The 26,380-nt window shown below is 50.2% G+C and carries 19 protein-coding genes and 1 tRNA gene; 8 read left to right on the forward strand and 12 right to left on the reverse strand.

The window, feature by feature from the left end; translation table 11 throughout:
• Positions 1 to 119 precede the first annotated feature (119 nt).
• The gene (locus C8E01_RS03265) at positions 120 to 377 is read right to left on the reverse strand and encodes a CBU_0592 family membrane protein (protein WP_116541936.1); all 258 of its coding nucleotides are present in this window, start codon (positions 375 to 377) and stop codon (positions 120 to 122) included.
• A gap of 100 nt (positions 378 to 477) precedes the next feature.
• Between C8E01_RS03265 and C8E01_RS03270 the strand changes: the two genes are divergently transcribed.
• The 4 genes from C8E01_RS03270 (at position 478) to C8E01_RS03285 (ending at position 6,457) form a co-directional block, all read left to right on the forward strand.
• Entirely contained in the window at positions 478 to 1,371 is an 894-nt protein-coding gene (locus tag C8E01_RS03270) for a LysR family transcriptional regulator (protein WP_116541937.1), read from the forward strand.
• Positions 1,372 to 1,508: 137 nt separating this feature from the next.
• A complete protein-coding gene (locus C8E01_RS03275; RefSeq protein WP_116541938.1) occupies positions 1,509 to 3,914 on the forward strand; it encodes a TonB-dependent receptor in 2,406 nt (801 codons plus the stop codon).
• 26 nt (positions 3,915 to 3,940) lie between these two features.
• Positions 3,941 to 5,158: a DUF4374 domain-containing protein gene (locus C8E01_RS03280; protein WP_116541939.1), complete on the forward strand. Its 1,218-nt coding sequence runs from the start codon at positions 3,941 to 3,943 to the stop codon at positions 5,156 to 5,158.
• A gap of 75 nt (positions 5,159 to 5,233) precedes the next feature.
• Positions 5,234 to 6,457: a PepSY-associated TM helix domain-containing protein gene (locus C8E01_RS03285; protein WP_116541940.1), complete on the forward strand. Its 1,224-nt coding sequence runs from the start codon at positions 5,234 to 5,236 to the stop codon at positions 6,455 to 6,457.
• Positions 6,458 to 6,538: 81 nt separating this feature from the next.
• Here C8E01_RS03285 and C8E01_RS03290 read toward each other — a convergent pair whose 3' ends face one another.
• The 9 genes from C8E01_RS03290 to C8E01_RS03345 form a co-directional block, all read right to left on the reverse strand.
• Positions 6,539 to 7,471 (reverse strand): DUF808 domain-containing protein, encoded by a 933-nt coding sequence (locus C8E01_RS03290; RefSeq protein WP_116541941.1) that lies wholly within the window; start codon positions 7,469 to 7,471, stop codon positions 6,539 to 6,541.
• Positions 7,472 to 7,742: 271 nt separating this feature from the next.
• Positions 7,743 to 10,529, reverse strand: a complete 2,787-nt coding sequence (locus C8E01_RS03295; RefSeq protein WP_165820551.1) for an outer membrane beta-barrel protein — start codon at positions 10,527 to 10,529, stop codon at positions 7,743 to 7,745.
• A 382-nt stretch (positions 10,530 to 10,911) separates the two neighbouring features.
• On the reverse strand, positions 10,912 to 11,574 hold the full coding sequence (locus C8E01_RS03305; RefSeq protein WP_116541944.1) for a transmembrane-type terpene cyclase: 663 nt from the start codon (positions 11,572 to 11,574) through the stop codon (positions 10,912 to 10,914).
• Positions 11,575 to 12,281: 707 nt separating this feature from the next.
• Entirely contained in the window at positions 12,282 to 13,340 is a 1,059-nt protein-coding gene (locus tag C8E01_RS03320; protein ID WP_116541947.1) for an LPO_1073/Vpar_1526 family protein, read from the reverse strand.
• Positions 13,341 to 13,344: 4 nt separating this feature from the next.
• Positions 13,345 to 13,536, reverse strand: a complete 192-nt coding sequence (locus C8E01_RS03325; RefSeq protein WP_116542295.1) for a hypothetical protein — start codon at positions 13,534 to 13,536, stop codon at positions 13,345 to 13,347.
• A 195-nt stretch (positions 13,537 to 13,731) separates the two neighbouring features.
• A tRNA-Leu gene (locus C8E01_RS03330) sits at positions 13,732 to 13,815 on the reverse strand.
• Between the two features lie 22 nt (positions 13,816 to 13,837).
• On the reverse strand, positions 13,838 to 14,371 hold the full coding sequence (gene hscB, locus C8E01_RS03335; RefSeq protein ID WP_116541948.1) for a Fe-S protein assembly co-chaperone HscB: 534 nt from the start codon (positions 14,369 to 14,371) through the stop codon (positions 13,838 to 13,840).
• A gap of 100 nt (positions 14,372 to 14,471) precedes the next feature.
• Entirely contained in the window at positions 14,472 to 14,762 is a 291-nt protein-coding gene (locus tag C8E01_RS03340) for a putative quinol monooxygenase (RefSeq protein ID WP_116541949.1), read from the reverse strand.
• Between the two features lie 190 nt (positions 14,763 to 14,952).
• Positions 14,953 to 15,729: an SAM hydrolase/SAM-dependent halogenase family protein gene (locus C8E01_RS03345; protein WP_116541950.1), complete on the reverse strand. Its 777-nt coding sequence runs from the start codon at positions 15,727 to 15,729 to the stop codon at positions 14,953 to 14,955.
• A 97-nt stretch (positions 15,730 to 15,826) separates the two neighbouring features.
• Here C8E01_RS03345 and C8E01_RS03350 point away from each other — a divergent pair, with 97 nt between their 5' ends.
• From C8E01_RS03350 to C8E01_RS03360, 3 genes are read left to right on the forward strand one after another with little or no spacing between them, the layout of a single operon-like run.
• Positions 15,827 to 16,855 carry a PhoH family protein gene (locus C8E01_RS03350; protein WP_116541951.1) on the forward strand — a complete coding sequence of 343 codons (1,029 nt, stop codon included), beginning with the start codon at positions 15,827 to 15,829 and terminating at the stop codon, positions 16,853 to 16,855.
• Positions 16,856 to 16,876: 21 nt separating this feature from the next.
• On the forward strand, positions 16,877 to 17,305 hold the full coding sequence (locus tag C8E01_RS03355; protein ID WP_116541952.1) for a GNAT family N-acetyltransferase: 429 nt from the start codon (positions 16,877 to 16,879) through the stop codon (positions 17,303 to 17,305).
• A complete protein-coding gene (locus C8E01_RS03360) occupies positions 17,305 to 19,428 on the forward strand; it encodes a ComEC/Rec2 family competence protein (protein ID WP_165820552.1) in 2,124 nt (707 codons plus the stop codon). Before C8E01_RS03355 ends, C8E01_RS03360 begins: the two co-directional genes overlap by 1 nt.
• Positions 19,429 to 19,987: 559 nt before the next feature.
• On the opposite strand, the gene C8E01_RS03365 is transcribed toward C8E01_RS03360, so the two are convergent.
• Together C8E01_RS03365 and C8E01_RS03370 are read right to left on the reverse strand one after the other, a co-directional pair.
• The gene (locus C8E01_RS03365) at positions 19,988 to 21,322 is read right to left on the reverse strand and encodes an amidohydrolase family protein (RefSeq protein WP_116541953.1); all 1,335 of its coding nucleotides are present in this window, start codon (positions 21,320 to 21,322) and stop codon (positions 19,988 to 19,990) included.
• 99 nt (positions 21,323 to 21,421) lie between these two features.
• Positions 21,422 to 24,448: an amidohydrolase family protein gene (locus C8E01_RS03370; protein ID WP_116541954.1), complete on the reverse strand. Its 3,027-nt coding sequence runs from the start codon at positions 24,446 to 24,448 to the stop codon at positions 21,422 to 21,424.
• 233 nt (positions 24,449 to 24,681) lie between these two features.
• On the opposite strand from C8E01_RS03370, the gene C8E01_RS03375 reads away from it, so the two are divergent.
• On the forward strand, positions 24,682 to 25,815 hold the full coding sequence (locus C8E01_RS03375) for a BamA/TamA family outer membrane protein (RefSeq protein WP_116541955.1): 1,134 nt from the start codon (positions 24,682 to 24,684) through the stop codon (positions 25,813 to 25,815).
• The last annotated feature ends 565 nt before the right edge of the window (positions 25,816 to 26,380 follow it).

The raw sequence follows: 26,380 nt of genomic DNA on the forward strand, positions 1-26,380 counted from the left end.
GCAGGGCGGGCGGGCTACCAGACGTTATTCTATCGGCATAAAAAATCCCTGCAGCTTTTCAGCTGCAGGGATCGTGTGCTCCGGGGAGCATGGGTAGTTCTGGCTTTAAAGAAGCCAGTCTATACCTGCAGAAAGTAAGCTCTGACCAGCGCGATGACGGCGACAAGCAGAAATATCGTGTTCAGCACATAGCTGGCATGCGCTTTCTTGGTCAGGCCGTAAAAGATCAGGAGCAAACACCCGACGATGTTCATACCCAGGTACTCCACCGACTGCCCATGCGTGAGCCCCATGCAGTTCAGGCTAAAGGCCGCAAGCGAAAAAAAGGCACCTCCCCAACCGACAGCCTCTCCCATGTATTTGCGTAGTATAGCCATAGTTTAATTCACATTAATTGATAATTGCAAAGTAAACAGGTGTAAATGGGCTTGGAAATGCTTTTATTCGCTTGACTAATGCAAAAAACGAATCACAGCGATGGAGCTACAGCAGATCAAGTATTTCCTGGCACTGGCCCGGGAGCTGCACTTCTGGAACACGGCCGAGCGTATGTTCATCACACAGTCTGCCCTTAGCCGGCAGATCAAAGCGCTGGAAAATGAACTGGGCGTGCTGCTTTTCGAGCGAAACAAGCGGAGTGTGAAGCTGACTGAAGCGGGTGCCTTTCTGCGGGACCAGTGGACGCCGCTGCTCGATGAGATAAACCGGGTGCACCTGCAGGCGCGCAAAATACATGAGGGAGCATTCGGCACCGTCCGGATCGGCTATCCGGGTTCTATCGCCTATGGCTTCATGCCCGACCTGATTACCAGCATTTCCAAAGCCCTGCCCGAACTCAAAGTGGACCTGGTGGAGCCGACCGACATTAGCTTTGAGCAGCTGCTGCTCAACTACCAGATGGACATGGCCTTCCGGCGCGACCCTGCCGAAAATCCCGCCCTGCAGTCGGAGTTCCTTTACTCGGAGCCTTATGCGCTTGTCGTGCCGCAAAGCCACCGCCTCACCGAAGCGAACTTCACAGGTATGCATGACCTGGAAAATGACAAGTTCATCTTATCGAACTTGGCGCAAACAACCTATTATACCGCAGGCCTTCGCCAGATCTTCGAGGATTACCGCATCACGCCGGACGTGCGCATCGAAACCGACTTCGGAGGCATGGTGCTGGGCCTGGTGTCCAAAGGACTGGGCGTTACGATTCTGCCCTACTCTTACTCGTTCAGCGCCTTGCCCAACGTGCGCTTCATTACGCTGCCCTACAGAACGAACCTCTATGTAACCTGGCGGAGAAGCGATAACAGCCCCGTGCTCAAGAACATCCTGAAGCTAGTAACGGAAGTCGCCAACCACTACACAATAGAACGAAGCTAAATGCCGAAGCTTTGCTTACCTAAAATTTAGTTATGCTTTCAGGCCGTTCATTTAGAATTGGTCTAAATAATTTTGACTGTTAAGATTTCTGTCATAGCTTTGCCTTAATTTAAAATGATTCTAAATAGCATCAGGCATTGCAGCAGTTCATCAAAGTCATCGGGTCGTTTGTAAGCATGCTGGCACTCATGTGCCTGGATTATACGGCCTGGGCCCAGGAGGCAGATAGAGCCAGTGTGGTAGGGAAAGTGCAGACAGCTTCAGGCGAGGCCCTGACTGGTGTAAGCGTGGTGTTGCAGGAGGCAAAGCGCGGCACCGTGACCGATGCTGCAGGGCATTTCGAGTTGACGGGCCTTACCCCGGGCGACTATACCTTGCTGCTCAGCTTTATCGGCTTCGAAACGGAGCAAAGGAGCATCAGCCTCAAGGCTTCCCAAAAGCTGGAGGTAAACGTAAGCCTGCGCGAAAAGTCTTTTGAGATGAAGGGCGTCGAGATCATAGGCAAGTCAGCTACCCGTGAGGTAAACGAGCAGCCTTATGCAGTGACCGCCATCTCTACCAGAGAATTGCAAAACAGCACGTCTGACGCCAAAGAAGTGCTGAACAGGGTGTCGGGGGTGCGGGTAATGGAAGAAGGCGGCCTGGGCTCTAACCTGAGCTTCACCCTCAACGGTTTTTCGGGCGATCAGGTAAAATTCTTCCTCGACGGCATCCCGATGGACAACTTCGGTTCTTCGCTTCAGATGAGCGACATACCTGTCAACACCATCGACCGGATTGAGGTATACAAAGGTGTGGTACCGGTATGGCTGGGCACCGATGCACTGGGTGGCGCCGTGAACATCATCACCAACCGCAAAGCCAATTTCCTGGACGCCTCCTACTCCATCGGTTCTTTTAACACGCACCGCCTGTCGCTGAACGGTGCCTATACTAATCCGGCTAACGGCTATACCTTCCGGGGCAATGTAAACTACAACTACTCTGATAACAACTACCGGGTACTGGTTCCGATTAAAGAAGGCAGCAACATCATCGACACAACTGAGGTGGAGCGCTTCCATGACCGCTACCGCTCCGCTACAGTAAAGCTGGAAACAGGCTGGGTAAATAAAAAGTATGCTGACAATCTGCTTTTTGGGGTAATCGCCTCTGGCAACGACAAGCAGGTGCAGACGGGCGCGACCATGAACAGTGTGTATGGCGGCATTATCCGAAACAGCCAGTCCGTGGTGCCTACCCTCAGGTATAGCAAAGACAACTTCTTACTCGAAGGCCTGAACGTCAGCCTGTACAGCGCCTACAACATCACCAAAAGCGAGGTAATCGATACCCTGCGTGGCGTGACATACAACTGGCTGGGCGAGGCCACTTACACGCCGGGCTCCAATAACGGGGAACTGAGGCGCACCTATACCACCTTCGACGACAACGATTTCAACAGCCAGCTGAATGCTGGCTACGTCCTTAGTCCGATGCACTCGTTGGCGTTTAACTATGCCCTGTCGTTTTTTCGCCGTGAGACCTTCGATGCCGAGAACCCGGACCGGATCGAGAATCAGTTTCCGAGGTCACTCAACAAGCAGGTGCTGGGACTTGCCTATAAGTTTGACCCTACTGAAAGATGGAGCACCACGCTTTTCAGCAAGTTCTATCTCCTGCACGCTAAAACAAGCAAAGAGTACGACTTTGCACTCGAAACACAACGCATTGAAGCGCTGGAGACCAGTAAGAATAATTTTGGCTACGGCCTGGCGACTACCTATTTCCTGCTCCCGGACCTGCAGCTGAAGGCCTCCTACGAGCGCACTAACCGCATGCCCTGGGCCACCGAAGTCTTTGGAGACGGCCTCTTTATCTTGCCAAACCCCGACCTGGGACCGGAACAGAGCAACAACTTCAATGCCGGGGCAGCTTATGGTTTCAAGCTAGGCAACGACCACCAGTTTAACCTGGAGAGCAGTTTCATTTACCGGGATGCAGAAGACCTTATTTACCAGGTGGTAAGGGTTGCCACTCCGGAGACCTACTACGACAACCTGAGCCAAACGCGAACGCTGGGCGTGGAAGGCAGCCTGAAGTACCAATGGCGCGACATGCTGCGGCTGGGCGGGAACTTCACCTTCCAGGATATTACCGATCAGGCTGATGTCATTTACAATGAGTCCTACACCAACTCCGGCTATCAGCGCAACTTCCAGAAAGGCTTCCGACTGCCCAACATCCCTTACATGTTCGGTAACGCGAATGCCGGCCTTACCTTCCGCAATGTAGTTCTGCCGGAGTCTGTCTGGAACCTCAACTACTATTACAACTATGTGGAGCAGTACTTCCTGAGTTGGGCAGAGCTGGGCTCCCGGGATACTAAGAAAGTGATCCCCACACAGTCTTCGCATAACCTGGAGCTTTCCGCCGGTTTCCGCGAGGGCAAGTACAACTTCGCGATAGAGTGCAGAAACCTGACTGACGCCATGCTTTACGATAAATACTATCTGCAGAAGCCCGGCCGCGCCTTTTACCTGAAATTTCGATACGTTCTTTAACTATAAATTAAATTCAAGCAACTCATATGTTCTCAATGAAACACACCAGCAAGCTGGCATTACCTGTCCTGAGCCTCTGCTCAGCCCTACTGTTTACCTCCTGTGACAGCAAAGAAGACAACCCGACACCAGACGCTGACAGCTCTTTTGTGGTGTCACTCGCCATTCAGGGGAGCGATGGCGGCTTTACGTACTACACCGTTCCATTCCGCGATGTGATGAGCGGTAGCCTGTCAGCCAAAGGAAAAGGAATAGAGCAGCCCGGTTACTTTGACTTCACACAGATCGACAATACCATATACAGCATCGGTGGTCTGGATGACGTGAACGTGGTAGGCATCTCTAAAACCGAGACGGGCGAGCTGAAGCAGGTTGGCAACGTTTCTTTCCCAAACAGCCTTTCTGACATCGTGAAGGCTGATGACAGCAAGCTGGTGGCCCTCGAAATGGCCTCAACTTCTGACATGGTGAAGTTCCATACCATCAACAGTGGAACCGTATCGGTGAGCAGCACCAAACAGCACCGCGTGTCTGATATCACCAACCTGTCGGCTCCGTCTTATTCCGGCATGACCATCAGCGGCAACCACCTATACCTGAGCTACTACATCAGCGACCCAAACACGTTTGCAACACCGCACACGGACAAGGCCCAGATAGCAGTATATTCTTACCCGGGACTGGAATTCCAGAAAGTGATCGAGGATAACCGCACCGGCCCGATCGGCGGTTTCAACACCAAGTCAGGCCTGATCAAAGACGAGCGCGGCGATGTGTACGCCCTGTCGCACTCCAACCCGGCGAACGGCTACAGCCAAACTACCAACAAAGGAGGCATTCTGCGCATCAAGAGCGGCGAGACGATCTTCGATCAGAGTTATTTCTTTGATGTAGAGCAGGTAACCGGCGGCAAAAACATTGCGCACCTGAAATACCTGGGCAATGGAAAAGCGCTGGCAGAAGTAAACTCAGCTGACAACAGCCAGCAGGCCAGATGGTCGGACGGCCCTCTGAGGACAGCGATCATCGACCTGAACAGCAAAACGGTAACGTACATCAACGGACTGCCTGAGCACGCAGGTAACGGACGCCGCCTGGCAGCCGTGCAGGACGGCAAATATGTGTACATGGCCATACCGGAAGGCGACGGCATCTTTGTATACAGAATAGACACCGAAACCAACACCGCAACCAAAGGAGCTGAAGTAGAGGCCAACTTTGTGGCAGGCATCTCCAAGCTTTAATTTATACCTGATTATCCTGCCCGCTCCAACAGCCTCTGTTGGAGCGGGCAATTCTCTTTAAGTACCCCGATTAAGATGAAAAGCAGTAAAAACAGCAGCAAAAGCACATTCAGACGAATTAATGACTGGCTACATCTTTGGATGGGCCTTGCTTCTGGCATTGTGGTGTTCATTGTAAGCATCACGGGGTGTATCTATGTTTTTCAGCAGGATATAAAAGACGCTCTGGAGCCCTGGCGCTTTGTGGAGGCCCAAAACAAACCCTTTGTACCGCCCAGCCAGTTGCTGGACACGGCCCAGGCCTACATGCCCGGCCAAAAGCCAACCGGCCTTACCTACAGCAACAAAGAAGGCGCAGCGGCTGTCGGCTACATGGGTAGCAATGGGGAGGAAGACTTTACAGCTATCTTCATTAACCCCTACACCGGGGAGTTTTTACAGAAGCAAACGGAGGGGAAAGGCGAATTTGACTTCTTTCACTTTATCATAGACGGACACCGGGCCTTGTGGCTGCCTTACGAAATCGGTCGCCCGGTAGTAGGTATAGCCACGCTGATTTTTGTGCTGCTGCTGTTTTCAGGGCTGGTGATGTGGTGGCCTAAGAAGTGGAACAAGTCCGGAATCGACAAGAGCTTCAAGATCAAATGGAACGGCAAGTTTAAGCGGGTGAACTACGATCTGCATAATGTGGTGGGATTTTATAGTCTGGTCCTGGCTTTCGTGCTGGCCGTAACCGGCTTGGTCTGGAGCTTTGAGTGGTTTGGAAACGGTTTGTACTACCTCACCTCAGGCGGTGAAGAGAAACCCGGACACCACCACCCGCACTCCGATGTTACCAAGGCAGGTATGTTTGCCGATGATACCGTTTCGATGCTCGACAAAGCCTGGTACAAGACGCTGGCCCTGGAGCCGGACGCACAGGGTTGGTACATGACACCGATTCTGGAAGACGAAGAAGATGCGATAGAGCTCACCGCTTACCAGGATTTCGGCTCGTGGTACAATCGCAACGAATATTACTACGACCAGCATACGTTGGAGCTATACCGCGTGCAGGGCGACAGGTACTCAGAGGCCAGTCTGGCAGACCAACTGGTAATGCTGAACTACGACATGCACGTGGGCATTGTGTGGGGTATGCCGGGTAAGATCCTGGCCTTCTTCATCAGCCTGATCTGCGCCAGCCTCCCGATCACCGGTTTTATGGTGTGGTGGAATAAAAAGAAAAAGCCGAAGAAGAAGAACATTTTAGTTGAGGGTCAACAGAAGAAAGGGTTCATCAAAACTGCCAAAGCTTAAGCAGAATTACGGTACATCCTATAAACAGAAAAGGTCGCCTGAAACGAGGCGACCTTTTCTGTTTCTGATGCATCAGGTATATTAGTGGGCCACCTTTTCAGCTGGTTTGCTAAACATCCTTTTCCCTAGGTTGATCACCTGCGCGATGATAGCGCCGAGCAGCAAACCACCCAGGGCCAGCACCAGCACTTTTACAAACCAGGCCAGGGCAGGTATATCAGCAAAAGGACCTTCAATCACCTCCAGCGGAAGGTGCAGGCCGTGTGCGATGATCTCGGCTCCCACCCACAGCATGGCCGCTGTGCCCACATACCCCAGTATCACTAGGAACGTAGGCATGGACTTCACAATGCCGCGCCCGATCTTTTGAGTGGTCGGATGAAATTTGTCCTGCGCCATGTGCACGCCAATGTCATCGGCTTTCACGATCAGGGCCACAAAGCCGTACACGGCTATGGTAATGAAAACTGCTACCGTCATCAGCACCACGATCTGGTTCACCAGTGGGCTGCCGGCCACCGTGGCGTAGGCAATGGCCATGATCTCGGCCGAAAGTATAAAGTCTGTTCGCACGGCACTGCCCACCCGCTCTTTCTCCAGCTCCTCCGGGGTGATCACTGCCATTTCCTCGGTGGGTTCATCGGTCGGCTCGTGGCTTTTGCTGAACATGGAGTGCACTTTTTCATAGCCCTCGAAGCACAGGTAGGCGCCTCCCAGCATAAGGAGATAAGGTATAACCGCTGGCGCAAAATAACCAAGCACCAGCGCGGCCGGCCCCAGAAAGATTGCTTTGTTGATCAGTGACTTTTTGGCGATCTGGTAGATGATGGAGAGTTCGCGTTTCGGGTCGAGGCCCACCACATACTTGGGCGTCACGGCCGTGTCGTCGATCACGATGCCGGACACCTTGCCGGTTGTTTTTGCCACCTGCGTGGGCACATCATCCAGGGTCGCCGCACTGACTTTCACCAGCGCCGCCACATCATCCAAAAGTGCGAGTAGTCCTGTCGCCATTCGTTTTGTGTTAGTTTAGATTTTGTTTGTCCCACTTCTCTTTTTCAGACAAAGTGAAAACAGGGTTTAAATATAAAGAAATCGGATTGCAATCAAAGGTACTTAGTACGTTCAAAATTTTAAATGGGATGGTTTGGGTGTAGAACTCGAGGCTTTTGGAAGTTTAAGCTGCAGCACGTTCATTCCTTTATAACATCAAATTAAAAATCCTGCAAAAGATAATTTTGCAGGATTTTTAATTTGATGTTTTAGCTGGAGATTGCTATTTACCTTAAAACCGGAAAAGGGAGTTTTGTCTACCGCCAACTTTGCCGCCAAAGTTGCGGATGTTGTAGGTAAAAGTAAGCATGCCGTGCCGCGTTAACATTTCGGTCTGATAATCCTCGATCAGGTTTTCTCTTATAAGCCTGTTAGCTGAAATATTCTGGTCTAACAGATCATAAACCGATAGTTTAAGTTGGGCACGGTCGTCTTTCATGAACAGGAAGATAACTCCTGCGTTCAGCCTGCCATAACTGTTCTGCAGGCCAGGCGCCACGTTGGAGTTATACCAGTAGTCGAAAGTAGCTTCCCAAACAATTCTTTTCGGCATTCGCACCACGATCTCCGATCTGGAGGTTCGGGTGCTGATGCTCAAGTCATTAAAGGCATTATTTTCGTAAGTACTACGTCTGTGGCTCACATCAAAGGATTGGCTCAATTCCAGCTTATCATCCAGGTTCACCCTGCCTTCCATTCTAGGTCTGAAACTCCAGCTCTGGCTGAAGCTTTGAGAACCGTTTAACAATACAAGTGATCTATCATAGCTAACCAGCATGTTGGCTCCGATCGAAAACTTATTCTTGTCATACTTAAAGTCTTTCATCAAACCTCCGCTTCCATTCAGCATCCAGTTACCGTCTGTGTTAACAGGTCTACTAGTCTGTACACCGTTTTCATCAATTGTTCGGGCTCTGGTTATGAAATTGTTACGAACAGTGCCGTACACGTTAGCATTATAGTTGATAGATTTCTTGTTGTCGAATTTTCTGTAGTTCATGCTAAGCGTATTGGCTACCGTGGGCTTCAGCGATGGGTTCCCATAAGAAATAAACAGCGGGTTTGTATTATCCACTACGGGTTGCAGTTGGGTCGCCATGGGCTCCTGCAGATTTACATTATAGCTTAAATTAAATTGCTTCCAGTCTACATTGAGGTTAGGAAATACATAAAAGTAGTTCTGCTTAATGTCTGGGATAATCTGAAACCTGTTGTTGATGTTTAATGCAGTGAAGCGCAGACCAGGCTGAAGCGTTACATCCTTAATCTTCCATCTAAGACCTGAGGTAAGGTAGTTTCGCCATCCGCTTCTATCGAGCCCGTTCGACAGCCCCGGCACAATCGTATCATACTCTCCGGTTTCAGGATCTGCCAGGTACGTGGCTAACACATTGTCATTGTTGAAATACTCTGAATTTAGCGTGAAGGTAGCGCTTACGGCCTTGTTAAGAGGCTCCGTGTACGAGAGCGTATTGTATACCTCGAAGTCGTTCTGATCGGTATCTCGCAACTGATCAAGCAGCGTTGCGGTTGGGTCGGGCTGGTAAAAAATGTTTTCCGCTTCGTTAATCTGGTCCTGTAACAAAGCATACTGGTTCATTCTGCTGAATAGTGACAGTCGCCTTCCTTTCTTTTCGAAGTTGCGTTCGAAACTAAGGATGTTCCCAAAGCCCATGCCCTCTCCGCTTATATTTTCTTCGTTGGTACTTTCATTCAGTCGGTTTCCATTGTTCCGGAAGGTATTCGTATAAACGTTTTGGTTGGCGTTCTGGTAAGAGAATTGAACACTTGGATTTATACTTAAGGTAGTAAGGGGGCCGAGTTTCCACTCTATCTTACCGCCGATGCGGTGGCTTTCGCTTCTGCTGATTTGCTGTCTGTTTCTACGGCTGTTGAGGGTGTCGCTTTTCAGAAACTGCTCTGAATTAACCACCTGGTTCAGATCTTCTCTGCTGTCGCCAAAAAAGTACTGCAGGTTTATTTTAGTGCCCCGTTTTGTTACCGTATTAAAGTTGGCGCCCCCACCCGAAGACTGTTGTATACCCTGGCCCATACCTCCAAAAGAAATCCCGTTAACCGAGATTCCTCCATTCGTATTCATGCCAATACTGTTAAAGCCGCTACGGGCAAAACCTCCTATCCTCCTGATGTCGGCAAAGTCAAAGCCGGCCCTGTTCAGGTTATTCGAAAACCCAATTATACTCACCTGCGACGTGTCGCGGAACATATTGACAATACCCCCCACTTCATATCTTTCTTTTGTGCCTGCACCGCCATAAACTTTGCCGAAAAGCCCTTTCTTAATTCCCTTTTTAAAGGTCAGGTTAATTACCTGCGGAATTTCCATATAAGGCATATCCGGGTCGCGGCGTAGTGCTTCCGGGTCGTTCATTACCTGTACTTTGTCGATCACATTTGCCGGCAGGTTGCGTGTGGCTATTTTAGGGTCGCTGCCAAAGAACTCTTTCCCATCTACGAGTATCTTCTGTACCGACTTGCCATTCACCATGATGTTGCCCTCCTGATCGACCGTAACACCTGGCAATTTGCGCAACAGGTCTTCCACTAACGCGGTGGGTAGAGTTTTGAAGGAGGAGGCATTAAATTCAAGTGTGTCGTTCCTGACCAGAACCGGGGGAATTTCGGCGACAATCAGCACTTCATTAAGCAGGTTAGACGACTGCTCCATGTTGATGACACCAAGGTCGAGGGATGCCTGTTCCGGTGTAAGCTTGAATTCTTTTCTGTATACCTTAAAGCCCATCATGGTGATCACTACCCGGAGCTGCTGGTCCAGCGGGAGACCAGGTACACGGAAGCTGCCTTTCTCGTCACTCATTCTGTATGTTACCATGACTGTGTCTGCAGCTGTATAAACGGCGACTGTGGCGTAAGGGAGAGCTCCTTTGGTTGCTTCATCAAGGAGAAGGCCTTTTAATTCCCCTTTCTGGCTTTGAGCCTTCATTTCCGGAATAAAAAACAAGAACAGGAACAGGACTGAGAGCAGCATGTATTTCATAGAGAACAGGTTAAGTTTGAATGCAGGCAGACAGGAAATCTGCATACAAACTTTACCGCAGATCTATTGGCAACCTAAAAAGTACTACAAAATACATAAATTTTATATATATAAAAAATCAGATATTGGAGCTTTGGCTTTTTGGAACAGGTAAGCTGAAGTTTTCAACGCGTAAAGCTTGTCTATTACAGGTAAAGGCATTTTTAAGGTATAAATCTGATTCAGAAAAGAATTTATACTTCCTGCTTATGCTCTTTACAGAAATCCAGGCTCACTTTGCTTCGCCGGAGGTCATTAAGTTCTGCAGGTAACCCAACTGTAATTGCTTACAACTGCTTACTATAGCACAGACATCCGCTTATGCCAAAGGCTAATTGATGCTTTATACCCTGGCCCAGGGACTGATGCCTGCCGCCCTGATCTTGAAGTATAGCAGCAACAGGTAGACCATGTCGAAAACAAAGATGCTCACATACAACAGGATCAGGAAGTTGGATCCGGGAAAGTAGAGGTAGAGCAGCACAGAAGGAAAAACGGTGCCGACCATCTTGCACAGCGCAATGTAGAGCGACTGCCCGGCGTGACTGTTTCGCCTCAGGAGCAGGTGGATGAAGAGAACGGACATCAGTAGGTTCTGGCTGAAGGCCGCGTACACCCCGTTCAGGTCGTCAAACTCCCGCGACATCAGCAAAATAAATAGAAAGGACAAGAGCAGGGTGAGCAGAAAGGCGGGGTAAAAAAGCCGGCCGGGCAGATGCTCCGGAAATTCCTTTCTTCCATACCTCAGGTACTGGATCAGAATTCCCACATCCAGGGCGAGCCAGGCGTAATCAATGTAAAGCTGCGGCTTGCTGTGCGGGTGCACGAAAGAGAAGATGAACTCCCAGGAGAGGTTCGCACAAAGCGCAACCACCGGCATGCCATAGGTTTTGTCGACAAAGCCCCGCCGCAGGATGAGCAGGTACGTCAGTGACCAGAAGATACCGCTGCATACTTTCAGAATGACATCTACGGTTGGATCTACATCTAGCGGGTTCTGTAGCATGTGTGCTTGCCTTGGTCCCTGAATTTATAGTTGCTGCTTAAGTACTCTATACCTGCTGGAGTCTTTTCATACTTTGTTGCACTTGGGCAGGTTATTGAAAGTAGGTATTTATCTCACCAAGTACGTCACTAAGAATAAAGCTGAGTTGAGATGCTGGGTATGGAATTGCTCTAAATCAATCTCTGCTCTCTATACCGACTTCTATACTGATTACGACTTTTTAGAAGGTTTACAGAGGCTAAAGCAAGATGAGATAAAAGAAGTACCCCTAGAGTTCTGTACGCTTTACCTTATCCCCCTAGACAAGACGACAATAAGGTTTTATGACAGACTTGAGAATAAGAATAGACAAACACTAAAGAACTTAAATCAATAAGAATATGCCAGTATCAAGAAATAGAAAAAAGCAGAACAACCAGAATAACAATTATCAGCCTAGAATAGCACGTCCAATGTGCGTACATGAGCTATTTGAAATGCAGTTTAATAATTGCAGGAAATGCGGAAGGCCTAGAGATAAGTTTGAGTATGATGAGCTACCGAAAGAGGAACAACAGCATTGGGATGAATCTGGAGTTCAAGAATCAATAGATTTTATTGTCTATTGTCCGAGTTGCGAGGAGAACTCCGCGATTTTAGAGGTAGATCATTAATAACAAAATAGGGAGGCTATTATGCTTCCTCTTTTTGCTATAGAGATTTAGCTACTAATTTATCCAATTATCAAGATTATACTTAAGTTTTGTTTTACGAGAAATGTTAGCATGAGCAATAGCAATACCAACGCTAGTTAGTGACATGTTTTTAACAGAAGATTTATTCCACCTACTAATAAACTCTTCAAATGGAGGATAGGCGTTGATTAATAACTGCTTGACTTCGCTTCCACTCATTAAATTGCTTCTGCTAAATCTAATCAAATTGACTATTTCTTGCTCAGGAACCTTTGCCATAGAAAGAATAATTTCTAAGTACTTATCAGTAGCAGGATAGACTTGAAACTTATCGGGATAATTAATGCAAGGAACTATCAATCCTCTAGTAGCGTCGGTAAGCAAATTATGTTTTTCGATCTCTTCAATAGTGAAACCCTTAGAGAACAAACCGAAATAACTATTTAGAAACACATTTTCGATTGGTAATGTATTTAAAGTTATTGATCCACATCCTGTAAATTCTAAGTGTTGATATCGGGAGCTGTTATCGACTAACCCGGATATAAATGGCATTAGGTTAGATTCGATGTATGTTACTAAATCTTTAAGGCTAGATATATTGCTATAAAATGAATACTTGGTAATAAATATCAAAGAAAGAGCATCAAACTGATCAGCTGTTAACTTGGGCGCAACGCTTATGCATTCATCTAAAACTATTTGCTGCAAGTTTCTATTAGGGATTTGGGCTCTTTCGACAAGAATATCTTCCAGAAGTTCAGCTAAGCTTTTATCTCCAGTCTTAGCATACTCTTTCTGTGCATTAAAAAGAGAATACTGCATACCTGGATCTTTCATTGAATTGATAGACTCAGGTTCTCTATCTTCTAGTTTTTTTAAGAAACTTTCGAGTAGCTCTTCGGATCTAGAGATAACTATTTTATAAGCCTCTTCCGCTAATACCAAGCTATTACTTTTGAAAACTTTTTGTGCTTCTTCTCTTACAACCTCTTTGGTTTCAGAATAGGAAAGGCCTTGGTAAATGATATCCCTACCAGCTTGGAGGTTCTGTGAATTATCACCAGAGTTTTGTCCCTGTTTTTCAAACATATCTCTAAAGTTTAATATCTCTGCCTGCTTGATAATTCTTTGAATTATTCCCCCCTCTTTGATTTTGAGCTGTCTTTGCTCTCTCTTCTTTTGGTGTCTCGGTTTTGATAAATCCGACCAGACCAGCAATTAATACTAGAGTAGATATTACGGGCTCATACCCAAAATCAAAGATCATCCAAAGTATACTAGCCATTAAAGCTATAATGTTTGAGGTCAAGAGAATTATCTTCAGCATATCAATAATCAATAGGAAGAATAAATATATCTTTTATTTTTTATAGGCGCTAAAGATGGAGTTCTAAAATAAAATATTCCGTCCCCTACACCATCCCCGAAAACAAAAAAGGCCCTGCAGATTCATCATCTACAGGGCCTTTTCATTTAATTGTACCTTGGGCCGGAGTCGAACCGGCACGAGTGTAACCTCATTGGTGTTTGAGACCAACGCGTCTACCAATTCCGCCACCAAGGCATTAATCCTACCTGATCGACTATCAGGAACGGGTTGCAAACTTAGATAAAGTTTCCTGAATACGCAACAAATATTTTTTCTTCAGATAGTAGGTTTTAACCTCCTCCAGGGCCTCTTCTTTGGTAACTCCATGAAGCTCAGGGTATCGCTGCAGCACCGGCAATATGTCGTTTTCCAGCTGCGCCATCGTGCCCGTGCTCTTCTCTCCTATTTCGTGCAGCTTGGCTGCATCAAAGTCGAACTCCAGCTCCATCAGTTCCTCGTTGATCTCCATCATCTCCATCAGAAAATCGCCGGGAATCTCATTTTTGCCACCTTCATCCAATAGGCCGTGTTCCTTCAGAATATACTGCATGCGCAGGTCAGAATCACTGAGGGTGCGGTAGGCGTTGGTGTTAAGCGTGGATAGCTCCAGGATCTTCTGTTGGGTACCCAGGTCCTCGTTGGCATAGAAGTCCGGGTGGTACTCGCGGCTCAGCTCGTAATAGCGACGCTTGATCGCTTTCTCGTCCGGCAAAAAACTCTCAGGTATATGGTATAACTCGAAGTAATTCATAGTTCGCAGTGTTCGGTTAGCAGGTATAAAGTAAACAGTATACGTAGCAAAGGTAAAGGAATTGCTGATTGCAAACCTTTAATTCTATGCCGGTACCTGCCTATACCTGCACCGACCGGTGCGACCAAGCCTGCGGCTTGTCGGCAAAAAGGGCTTTGGTGGCTTTCCATACCTGACCGAATAGTTCGGAGTCGCGGTAGTTGTTGAGGTGCTCCTCGGAGTCCCAAAGGCTGTAGGTGCTGTAGATATTCGGGTGGTTGAGGTCCTGCAACAACTCTACATGGTTGCAGCCCTCAAAAGCCTTGATCTTGTCTTTCGAATTGCGGAAAATCTCCAGAAAATCATCTGTCTTTTCTGGCTGAAAGGTCATGCGGACGATGCGAATCAACATATTGAGTGAGTTAGTGATTTAGTGAGTCTTGAATGATTGATAATTAAATAGATTTTCAATCAGGATTAACTTCTTAATCTCTCCATCAAAATTAAGCAATTAATAAATCCCTCATTCACTAAACCATTCATTCAATCACTAACTCACCCAATCACTCATCCACTTAATCACTCATTCACTCAATCCCAACCTAAGCTCCCGGGTAAAACCGCACGTCAACCTGCGAGTCGAAGCCGAGGCCGAGCAGTTCGGAGGCGTTGCCTTTGTTGATGCCGATGCAGAGCTGGCCGAGGTGGTTGTAGAGGCAGCAGCAGTCGCCGTCTTCTACCTGGGTATAGTTCTGGTGGATGCGGCCCACCGTTTCGCGACCAAAGTGCACAGTGTATGTACGGCCATGGGCGATAGTATCCACGCTATCTTTGGTGATGTTGGTGATCAGGTTGCCGTAGCGGTCCACGTGGATGACGTGCCCTGTTACGGAGTGGTCGTTGAGGCGCAACTGGCGGTTCAGTAGCTGCTTGTAGCTTGTAGTGCGCTCGCCCAGCACGTCAATGTCACCGCCCTTTGCCAGGAAGAGCGCGGCAGGTGCCAACAGCTCTTTGGCCGGGAAAGGCAGCACGTCTTCATCTGTCTGCAGTTCGACCACAATCTCGGCCTGCCCCTCGGTGATGAGGGAAAGCAGCCCGTTGTCAGCCAGCAAAAAGTAGTGCCCCTGGTATTTTGCAGCATGATATTTGCCCTGTTTACAACCGTGCGTGTCTACGGCGATCAGGTGCACCGTGCCTTCCGGAAATTCCCGGAAAACGGACCCGATCACATACTCCGCCTGCGGGATGTTGAACGGCTCAATGCCATGTGAAATGTCCACTATCTGGGCCTGTGGCTGCAGCGACAGCATCGCGGCCTTAACGGCAGCCACGTAATGGTCGGTATAACCAAAGTCGGAGGTGAATGTAATTACAGCCATAGAGCGAACTATAATTTGTGTAGATTTGTCATCATTGTGTAACAATTTTAGCTAATTTACAGAATATATTACCAACGTACTATATAAGCTTAAACATTTGGTAGAGAAAGTAATAACATTAGAGAATATCTCTCTTATCGATTTTCTGGGGACAGAGAATCAGAATATCAAACAGCTTGCAGCCGCATTTCCGAGCAGCAAGATCATATCCAGAGGCAACGAAATCAAAATTCAGGGGCAAACGCCAGAGATAACCAAAATTCACGAAATCCTTTCTTCGCTGATCGATCACTATCACAAGTTCGGGAAGATTACGCATAACAGCGTAAATAGATACCTTTCTTCTGATCCTTTTACGGACGAGGAAGTGATCGTTACTTCGCCGGATGTAATCGTGTACGGCAGCAAGGGCGGCATTATCAAAGCCAAGACGCCTAACCAGAAAAAACTGGTGGACCTGGTGGAGACTCATGACCTGGTGTTTGCGCTGGGGCCCGCCGGTACCGGTAAGACCTATATCTCGGTGGCCATGGCGGTGCGCGCGCTCAAGAACAAGGAGGTGCGCAAGATCATCATCTCCCGCCCTGTGGTGGAAGCTGGCGAAAACCTGGGTTTTTTGCCAGGCGACATGAAAGAGAAGGTGGATCCGTATCTGCGCCCGATCTATGATGCCCTCGAGGACATGATCCCGATGGAAAAGCTCAAATACTATCAGGAAAACAAGATTATCGAAATCGCTCCGCTGGCTTACATGCGTGGCCGCACCCTGAGCAACGCCTTTGTGTTGCTGGATGAGGCACAGAACACCACGCCAGCGCAGATCAAGATGTTCCTGACCCGTATGGGCCCTACCTCTAAGGTAATGATCAACGGTGACCGTTCGCAGATTGACTTGCCGCGCCACCAGCGCTCCGGCCTGATGGATGCCCTCCATACCTTGCGTGATATCAAGGGGATCGGATTCATCGAGATGCAGCCGGAGGACGTGATGCGTCACCGCCTGGTACGCGACATCGTGGATGCCTACACCAAAGCCGACGACGAGCGCCTGGCCGCCCGCTTGGAAGCCGAAGCCGCTGAGGAAGGCACACCTGTGACGGTGAACGGCCGCAGAAAGAAGGTATAGCAGCTGATCGGATAACACAAGATGATTGAGGTAATACGTGTTGAACGCGAGCAGGATAGGTCTGCCGCGTTCAGCATACGTGAACAGGTTTTTGTAGAAGAGCAGCAGGTTCCCCGCGAAGCGGAACGTGACCAGTTTGAGTCGACGGCCCGCCACTATTTGGCTACCTGCGACGGTATACCTTGCGGTGCCGCCCGTTGGCGACAGACGGAGCAAGGTATAAAGCTGGAGCGCTTTGCCGTGCTAGCTAGTTACCGCAACCGACAGGTGGGTGCCGCGCTGTTGCAGGCCGTGCTGCAGGATGTGCAGACCGACCATGCGGACAGCAAGGTATACCTGAACGCACAGTTGCCGGCCGTTAACTTCTACAAGCGCCACGGCTTTGTACCCGAAGGCGATATGTTTACCGAGTGCGACATACAGCACTACAAAATGGTGTATAAGGGCTGATGAAACGGTGGGCTCCCTACCCTTTTGTCCGCATTGCCCTTAGCTTTATAGCAGGTATACTCGTGTACCTGCACACAGGCAAAGCGTTCAGGTATAGCCTTGAGCTCTTTGCCTTTTTTGTGTCCGTATACCTGGTGCTGTACCTCGTTTCGCGCCGCTTAAAGTCAGTAGAAGGTAACACGCTCGCAGGTATAGCCGGACTGCTTTGCTTTGTAGCTGGCGGCATGTGGGTGACGCACCTACACACCGATTCCCACTATCCAAATCACCTGGGCAAGCTGTCAGGTATACCGGCTTACTATGTCGGGGTGGTGGATGATTACGTGGTGCAGAAACCCGGTCATCAAAACACGGTGTTGCAGGTAGAACAGGTACAGGTAAACGGTCAGTGGCAAGCTGCAGCGGGTAAGGTACAGCTCTCTATACCGCATGACTCCAACAGGGAATACGAGCTAGGCTACGGCGACCGGCTGTTGATAAAAGGTACACCCTTGCCTGTGGCGCCTCCCTCCAATCCGAACCAGTTCGATTACCGCGCCTTTCTGGCTAACAAACAGATTCACCACCGCCACTTTCTGCAGGCACACCAGTTCCAGAAAATCGACTCCGATCCCTCTAACCCCGTGCTGTCCTTCAGTATCTACCTGCGTCGCCAACTCGATGCTTTGCTGAAAGGGTCAATCGACGAGCGCCGGGAATACGGCATCTCTTCTGCTTTGATTTTGGGAGTGAAAGACGAGCTCGACAATTCGATACGCGATGCCTACGCCCAGACCGGCACCATGCACGTGTTGGCCGTCTCGGGTCTGCACGTCGGGTTGATCTACGGGATACTGGCTTTTCTGCTGGCTGGCTTAAAGCGAACCGCCAAGCAACGAACAGTGTATGCTGCTGTGATCTTGGGTGTACTCTGGCTATATGCTTTCATCACAGGCCTCTCGCCTTCTGTGCTTAGAGCTGCCTTCATGTTCAGTTTGATCACGGTGGCAATGGTTTCCAAAAGGCAGCACAACATTTACAACACCCTTGCCATCGCTGCTTTTGCATTGCTGTGGTATAATCCGTATTTCCTGCTAGAGGTAGGATTTCAGCTCTCTTTTCTGGCGCTGCTCGGCATCGTATACCTGCAACCCAGATTCTACAAACTGTTGGAATTCGACAACAAGCTAGTGGACAAAGGCTGGGCACTCTTCACGGCTTCTTTGGCTGCGCAAGTTGCCACTTTCCCGCTGGGGCTTTACTACTTCCACCAGTTCCCGGTATACTTCTGGCTGGCGAACCTGCTCGTAGTGCCTGCTGCTACGCTTGTGCTTTATTCGGGTGTAGCCGCCTTATTTTTCTCCTGGGTGCCCTTGCTCAGCACGGTGCTATTTAAAATTCACTTTGCCATCACCTGGTGCATGAACGAGTTTAACCTGCTGGTGAACCAGTTGCCGCAGGCTGTTATCAACGGCATCGACATAAGCCCCACTCAAACCTGGCTGCTCTATACCTTACTCATGTTATTTATTCTGTTCTTCGCTTACAAAGAACTGCGCTACTTTGCCTTAGCTACTGGAGTGGTAGCGGTGTTAGCAACACAGGAAATTCTTGAAATTAACGCACAGCAAAACCAGCGCAGCCTGGTAGTTTACAACATGCGCAACGCTACTGCTTTCAGTTTCCTGCAAGGGCAGCAGGCGACGCTCGTCAGCAGCCAAGCATTGGCGCCACAAAACTATACCTTTAATATACAGCCCTATCTGTGGCACAAGGGCGTACAGCAGGCTGACACCTATACCTTCACAGACGCCCCAGCCACAGCCATTGGCCACACTCTGCTTCCTGACAGCAACAGCCTGTATGTTTGGCAGGGCAAGCGCCTGCTCGTCGTGTCGAAACCACTTAAAGTACAGCCCCTACCCGATTTTGAGGTTGATTACCTGCTGCTCACACAGAACGTCCGCATAAAGCCCGAAGCGCTACAGCCCTTTCGGTTTAAACAACTGGTGCTCGATGCGTCGAATGCTCCCTGGTACCTCCAACGCCTGAAGCCGCAATTAACCGAAGCGGGGATTGCGTATTATGATGTAGCGGAGCAAGGAGCGCTGGTAGTGGACCTCCCCCCACAGGCGAGGAACTAGCTGCTGACAGCTTGCAGGTATAGGCGTAGCCGCCTCAGTTTTCGGTGCTCAATTGTCATCCCCTTGCCCCCTTCAAAGCGGGACTATCGGCTACTGCTCTCCCACTTGTCATCTTGGAAGGATCTTGGTGGAAGAGAGGCAGGCAGTTGCTATAACACACCCCTGCCCCTCTCGAGAGGGGAATTTCCGCTACTACCGTTTCGCTGGTAAAAGCACTGTAGCTCTGTTCACTTTTTGCTCTACCGGGCCCAACCACCCCTGCCCCTCAGAGCTACGCTCGCTACTTTCGAACTCTCGTTCTCAGTAGTCCAGGGAGGGGAGTTTCCGCCTCTGCCGTTTGGTATGTATAACCTCTATAGTTCCGTTACTCTCACAGATATAGTTCCGTTACTCTCACAGACCACTGGCAGGTATAGTAAGACTAACCTGGGCCAGAGGCACCACCATAGTCAGTCACGAGCGAGGTCGCTCGCGCCATCAGTCTCCGCTATACCTGACAAAAAAAGCGCTGCCCCAGTAGGACAGCGCTTTTCTGCTTAAGGTGAGATAGGTGAATAGCTTAGTTTTGGGCTTTGGGCCCATCCGTTTTCTTCGGCTTTTCAGCTTCATATTTTCCGTTGAACTTCTCGTACAGATATTTCTGCTTGTCGTTCAAATCGATCTTGCGACCCTGGATGAAAGCGTGCGTCACATTGTTGGTTCGCATGTCCAGGATGTCGCCGGCCGAAACCACGATGGTCGCGTCTTTACCCACTTCAACAGAACCTACCTGCTGGTCGATGCCTAAGATCTTAGCGGTGTTTAAAGTGATGGCTGACAGTGCCTGCTCCTTGTCCAGGCCATGGGCTACGGCTGTACCGGCTATGAAAGGTAGGTTGCGGATGCCGTGTGTGCTCAGGTCATAGTCCAGCGCGAAAGGGATACCAGCCTGCTGCAAAAGATATGGCGTCTTGTACGGCATGTCCACGTCTTCATCTGAACGGGAAGGCAGGGCATGCACGCCAGAATAGATCACAGCGATGTTATTCGCTTTCAGGAAATCGGCAACAGCAACCGCGTCGCGGGCACCTACCACCACGATGTCCTTCACCCCGTGCTGCCTGGCAAAGTTCACGCCTTCGATGATCTCCTTGCCATAGTCTGCATGTAGGAATAACTTCTTGGAGCCATCAAACAGACCTGTCAGAGAGGAGAGTTTCAGGTTCTCTCTTTCGTTTTTGGCCTGCTTGTACACCGAAGCGTCGCGCAGCAGCTGCCCCATTTCAGAAATGGCCTGCTCCCGCTGCTCGCCCATGTTGGCCATACGCGGGTTAGGCGCCATACCTGTGTTGATGATCATGTTCGGCCAGGAAAGGTGTATACCTCCGTCCGCTTTCACAATCGCATCCTCCCAGTTCCATGCGTCTAAGTGCACAACTGAAGACGAACCGGAGATAGTACCGCCCACCGGTGTTACCTGCGTCATCAAAACGCCATTAGCCCGAATGGTTGGCACAATGTCAGAATCGGTGTTATAGGCCACCACGGCACGCACATTCGGGTTAAACTGTCCCACTTCACGTGCGTCTAGTGTAGCGCGTACGCTCTCGATCTCGCTTAAGCCCAGTTGTGAGTTTGGCTGGATCAGACCCGGGTAAATGTGCTGCCCGGCCACGTCGATCACCTCATGTCCGTTGCGGTTTGCGCCGCTTAGCGGACCGGCATATGTGATCTTGCCATTATCGAAACCAACGGCGGCATTCTCTACCACCTTGCCGTTGCCCACGTGCAGGGTAGCGCCTGTGAGCAACACAGGCTTACTTTGCTTCGCGGCCGGCACCGGCACCTGCGCAACCGCAGGCACACTCAGCATAAGCGCCACGAAGGCCGAAATATATCTTTTGTGAATTTTCATCTTTTACATTGTTAGATTGCTGCCTTGTTAAATTGTTGGTTCGCAGTGCGATTTTCACAATCCCCAAACAGCAATTTAGCCATTTAACAATTTAACAATTTAGTAAGCCAGGTAATCCTCTTCTGCGTGGTGCTCTACGTCCTCGCAGTGTACCACAGAAGCTCTGCTTCTTGGAGGAGCCTGCGTTCTGGCGCCAGAGGTTTTGGCCTGTAGCATCTTCTGCACGAGGCGCATGCGCTCTTTCTCCAGTTCAGTGCGCAGTTGCGTGTCGCGCTCCAGGTCGTAATAGGCGATACCGTCCACGAAGGTCTTCTCAGCGCGGGCGTAGATCGACAGCGGGTGGTTGTTCCACAACACCACATCAGCGTCTTTGCCTACTTTGATGCTGCCCATGCGGTCGTCCAGGTGCATCAGTTTGGCTGGGTTCAGGGTTACCATTTTCAGGGCGTCCTCTTCGCTCACACCAGCGTACTTCACACTTTTGGCAGCTTCCTGGTTCAAACGGCGGGCCATCTCGGCGTCGTCGGAGTTGATGGCTGTGGTCACGCCCAGTTGGTGCATGATACCGGCGTTCTGCGGGATGGCATCTTTCACTTCCATCTTGTAAGCCCACCAGTCAGCGAAAGTTGATCCGCCGGCACCGTGGTCGCGCATTTTATCGGCTACTTTGTATCCTTCCAGGATGTGCGTAAACGTATTTACTTTAAAGCCCATCTGGTCGGCCACTTTGATCATCATATTGATCTCAGACTGCACGTAAGAGTGGCAGGTGATGTGGCGCTTGCCGTTCAAGATCTCTACCAATGTCTCGAGTTCGATATCGCGGCGCGGCTCACCGGCAGCGGCTTTCTGCTTCTTCGACATTTTGTTGTAGTTGGCCCAAGTCTGCTGATACTCCTTCGCACGCTGGAAAGCGTCTACGTATACCTGCTCTACGCCCATGCGGGTCTGCGGGAAGCGCACGTTATGCGACGGAGCACGGTTAGAGTGCTTCACGTTCTCACCCAGCGCGAATTTGATAAAGCCGTCAGCATTCTCTACAAACAGTTCATCCGGGCTCTTACCCCAGCGCAGCTTGATGATAGCGGATTGACCACCGATCGGGTTGGCAGAACCGTGCAGCAGTTGCGAAGTTGTAACACCACCGGCCAGCTGACGGTAGATGTTCGGATCTTCGTGGTTCACCACGTCCATCATGCGCACTTCGGCTGTTACGGCTTGCGTACCTTCGTTTACGCCCTGCAGCGCAATGTGCGAGTGTTCGTCGATGATGCCGGCTGTTACGTGCTTGCCTGTTCCGTCAATCACGCGGGCGCCCGACTCACTCAGGTTCTTGCCAACTTTTGCGATCTTGCCATTTTTCAGCACCACGTCCGCGTTCTGCAGGACACCTTCTTTCTCATTTGTCCATACCGTAGCGTTTTTGATCAGTACCGTCTCCTGCTTTGGCAGTTGAGTCTGTCCAAAAGCCTGGAATGGATAGATCATGTTGCCCAGTTCAATCGCCTTTTTCTCTTTGGCCGCGTCTTTTTTGGCCTTTTCAGTCATGGCTTCAGAGAACTTCGCTGACCATTTCACCAGCGAGGCGTCCGGCAACTGGCCTTCGCCCTGCAGATTCTTATCCGCATACCAGCCGCTCAAACGAATGGCTTCTTTGCTTTTCTTGTCTTTGTTGAACGAGAGTGTTACCAGGTTGCCACTAACAGATATCTTGCCTGTTACGGTGTCCTGACCAATTACTTTCAGCTCCGGCTTCTCAGGCGTACCGGCAATCTGCAGTTTTTTCTCTGGCTGCTGTCCGATCTTCAAGGTATACACGCCACGGTAGTCGGCTGGCACTTCGGTGATTTTGTATTGGTTGCCCTGCACCCAGTTCTCTAGGATCACATTGTCCTCGGCAAACAGGTTGCCGCTCGTGATGATGAAGTTGGCCAGTTTGCCCTTGTCGAGGCTACCCACGTGCTTGTCGGCTTTCAAAAGCTGAGCCGGCGTAGCGGTTAGCGCCTTCAGGGCCTCTTCCTCTGACAGGCCGTATTCGATGGCTTTGCGCAGGTTTGGCAAAAAGTCTTTTTTGTCTTTAAGATCGGCTGTGGTAAAGGCGAACGGTATACCTGCCTTTTGCAGTGCAGCCGGGTTAGCCGGGGCCATTTCCCAGTGCTTCATAGCGTCAAGCGGCACACGGCGGGCATCATACGGATCTTCTACATTGTATGCCTCCGGGAAGTTGAGCGGAACGATGATCGGGGCATTGGTCGCCTTGATCTCCTTGATCATCTGGTACTCGTCGCCGCCACCTTTGATGATGTACTGCTTTTTGAACTCGTCGCCCACTTTGTCGGCACGCAGCGTATTCAGTTTGTTGTTGGCCTCAAAGATCTGCGGATAGCTGTTGGCACCGGTGAAAGCGGCCAGCGAGATGTTCTGCTCACGGCCGGGGTTCATGTTGTTCCACTGCGCATCCAGGTAGGTCTGACGCAGCAGGGCAATAGATCCCATCAGCGAGTTCGGGTAATCCTGTGGCGAAGAGCCCTTCTCGAACGATAGCGCAGCAGCTGCTTTGTCGAGCAGGATCACTTCGTTTTCGCGCTTGTCAGCCAGTGTTACCAGCGTGGCCGTACCACGGGCAATGCCGTCGCGGTGCACTGCCAGCACGGTGCCGAAGCCCAGCTTGCGCATTTCCTCAGCCTGCTTTTTGTCTACTTTAAAAAGCTCCACAGCATTGGTCTCCGGGCGGATGGCCTGGTTCCAGTTATAGGCGCCCTGCTTGGTGGACTCCTCCTGTGGCGGTGAGGTCCAGCTGCGGCGCTCCACTTTTACTTCTGGCAGGCCATAGCTGGTGTACATGTCCACCAGACCTGGGTAAATGTGCTTGCCCTTGGCATCAACTACCACGGCGCCGGCAGGTACCTGTACTTTGGTGCCCACGGCCTCTACCTTGCCATTGCGGATCAGGAGGGTGGCGTTCTCAATTTTGGTTTTGTAATCGGTGTGGATGGTGGCGTTGGTGAGAGCGACCAGTCCGGTGCGCTCGTCGTACACGCCATTGCGCGGAAAGGTCTCCTGCGCCATCGCACTGCCTGCTGCTCCCAATGCGAGGCAGGCTGCAATGGTTAAGATTTTTCTCATTGATTTGTGAAGGTGTAGTATAGGTTAGTTTAGATTTAAACACACAATATAGCCATCTTCTGAGTAAAAATCCATGCAAAAACCCGTTAAAATATTCAAACATACCCTAAAGGGGCTTTTATCGATGTATAGACATCCTTAGGACAGCCCGACGTTGGCTGGTATAGACGAGAACTGTTGCGTTACGTATGTATTCCTGATATTTTGAGAACCTTTGTAGAACAACAATTTGCATGCGCCTATACCTATACCTGTCCGCCCTCCTATTAGCACTTTCAGTTTTGAACCCTTTGCCTGTGATGGCTCAGGAGCAGACCGTGGAGAACAAAACCATTGACCCGCCCAAGCCGGAAATGCGCAGCGTCAAGGGGCTTATACCTGCTCCTGTCCTCTACTATACACCCGATACCAGAATTGGCTTTGGTGCCTCGCTGTTGGGCTACTTTCGCCTTCGCAGCTACACCGATACGACCTATACCCGCCTCTCGCTCGCCCGCCTGGTGGTGGACTACACCCTGAACAAGCAAACGGACCAATGGCTGAGCTGGAACATCTTTACGCGGGAGGAACGCCTGATGCTGCGCGGCGAGTTACGGCACCGTATCTATACCGACCGTTTTTATGGCATTGGCAACGACACCCGAAAAGACGACCGCGAACTGTATGACTATGACATGATCAGCGCTAAAATTGCGGTGCTCAAAAACGTGGGATTCCGAAGCTTCCTGGGGCCTGACCTGCAGTTCACGGAGTATTATGATGTAGAGCTGGAAGAGGGTAGTCAGTTGCTCTCCCAACAGATACCCGGCTACAAAAAAGGCCGCAATGTGGGCCTTGGCGCCATCTTCCTGATCGACCACCGCAACAGCACCTCTTACCCGAGCAAGGGTTTTTACCTGGAGCTCTCCGGCTACCACTTCGGCAAGACGTTTGGCAGCGACTTCCGGTACAACAACCTCAACTTTGAGTTTAACCGCTACTACGGACTAGGCAATGACCGCGTGCTGGCCACCAACACCATGCTCCGGCTTAACGAAGGAAACGTACCCGTACAGCGCCTGGCCACTGCCGGCGGCGACAAACTGCTACGCGGCTACGCCCGCAACCGCTTCCACGACGACCACTTTGTCGGCTCACAGGTAGAGTACCGCTTCCCGCTGTTCTGGCGCCTGGGAGCGGCTGCTTTCGCAGGCGTGGGCGATGTGTTCGATAAACCGAAAGACGTGAATTTCTCCACACTTAAATACTCCGTCGGCACCGGCCTGCGCTATGCCATCCGCCCCGACCAGAAACTCAACTCCAGGCTGGATGTAGGATATGGAAAGGAAGGGTTCAATATCTATCTGATGATCGGGGAGGCGTTTTAGGATTAGGATTCTCAGAACGATTAACCCACCCCTGCCCCTCCCGAGAGGGGAATTGCTGCCGTTGCTATTTCTTAGGTATTAGCGTTGAAGTTAATTACCCCATCCCGGCCCCCCTAAGAACAGGGGAAGGAGCGGTGCACGATTGTCATCCCCCTGCCCCCTTCTTTTCTGTCTGTCATCCTGAAAGGATCCTGATTGAAGGGAGGTTAAGCGGTTGCTATACCCCCCCGCCCCTCTCTTCAAAGAGGGCCCCTACCCCCAGAGGGTAATTCGGCTACTGCCTATTCAAGGTATAAGCGCTGTCGTTTCAGTAGTTCTTTTGCTAAACCGGGTCCAACCACCCCTACCCCTCCTTGTCTAAGGAGGGGAGCCTGCAGCTGCCAATTCACAGGTATAAGCGCTGTAGTTTCCTCTGTTACACACCTCACAGTTCATTGGCAGGCATAGCAAGAGTAACTTGCACTTGAGCTATGAAACACATCACCTGAGCCAGGTGCACAACCGACGATTTTGTGTCTGAGCGGTCAGCGAGTTTAAAATCGTCTTGACTTTTTTGCCTACTTTT

Source organism: Pontibacter virosus (assembly GCF_003096355.1).
Taxonomy (GTDB): domain Bacteria; phylum Bacteroidota; class Bacteroidia; order Cytophagales; family Hymenobacteraceae; genus Pontibacter; species Pontibacter virosus.

What these genes read in the sequence shown, in the direction of transcription:
- C8E01_RS03265 (WP_116541936.1), bottom strand. Translation starts at nt 377, where the DNA reads ATGGCTATACTACGCAAATACATGGGAGAGGCTGTCGGTTGGGGAGGT.
- C8E01_RS03270 (WP_116541937.1), top strand. Translation starts at nt 478, where the DNA reads ATGGAGCTACAGCAGATCAAGTATTTCCTGGCACTGGCCCGGGAGCTG.
- C8E01_RS03280 (WP_116541939.1), top strand. Translation starts at nt 3,941, where the DNA reads ATGTTCTCAATGAAACACACCAGCAAGCTGGCATTACCTGTCCTGAGC.
- C8E01_RS03285 (WP_116541940.1), top strand. Translation starts at nt 5,234, where the DNA reads ATGAAAAGCAGTAAAAACAGCAGCAAAAGCACATTCAGACGAATTAAT.
- C8E01_RS03290 (WP_116541941.1), bottom strand. Translation starts at nt 7,471, where the DNA reads ATGGCGACAGGACTACTCGCACTTTTGGATGATGTGGCGGCGCTGGTG.
- C8E01_RS03295 (WP_165820551.1), bottom strand. Translation starts at nt 10,529, where the DNA reads ATGAAATACATGCTGCTCTCAGTCCTGTTCCTGTTCTTGTTTTTTATT.
- C8E01_RS03305 (WP_116541944.1), bottom strand. Translation starts at nt 11,574, where the DNA reads ATGCTACAGAACCCGCTAGATGTAGATCCAACCGTAGATGTCATTCTG.
- C8E01_RS03320 (WP_116541947.1), bottom strand. Translation starts at nt 13,340, where the DNA reads ATGTTTGAAAAACAGGGACAAAACTCTGGTGATAATTCACAGAACCTC.
- C8E01_RS03325 (WP_116542295.1), bottom strand. Translation starts at nt 13,536, where the DNA reads ATGGCTAGTATACTTTGGATGATCTTTGATTTTGGGTATGAGCCCGTA.
- hscB (WP_116541948.1), bottom strand. Translation starts at nt 14,371, where the DNA reads ATGAATTACTTCGAGTTATACCATATACCTGAGAGTTTTTTGCCGGAC.
- C8E01_RS03340 (WP_116541949.1), bottom strand. Translation starts at nt 14,762, where the DNA reads ATGTTGATTCGCATCGTCCGCATGACCTTTCAGCCAGAAAAGACAGAT.
- C8E01_RS03345 (WP_116541950.1), bottom strand. Translation starts at nt 15,729, where the DNA reads ATGGCTGTAATTACATTCACCTCCGACTTTGGTTATACCGACCATTAC.
- C8E01_RS03355 (WP_116541952.1), top strand. Translation starts at nt 16,877, where the DNA reads ATGATTGAGGTAATACGTGTTGAACGCGAGCAGGATAGGTCTGCCGCG.
- C8E01_RS03360 (WP_165820552.1), top strand. Translation starts at nt 17,305, where the DNA reads ATGAAACGGTGGGCTCCCTACCCTTTTGTCCGCATTGCCCTTAGCTTT.
- C8E01_RS03365 (WP_116541953.1), bottom strand. Translation starts at nt 21,322, where the DNA reads ATGAAAATTCACAAAAGATATATTTCGGCCTTCGTGGCGCTTATGCTG.
- C8E01_RS03370 (WP_116541954.1), bottom strand. Translation starts at nt 24,448, where the DNA reads ATGAGAAAAATCTTAACCATTGCAGCCTGCCTCGCATTGGGAGCAGCA.
- C8E01_RS03375 (WP_116541955.1), top strand. Translation starts at nt 24,682, where the DNA reads ATGCGCCTATACCTATACCTGTCCGCCCTCCTATTAGCACTTTCAGTT.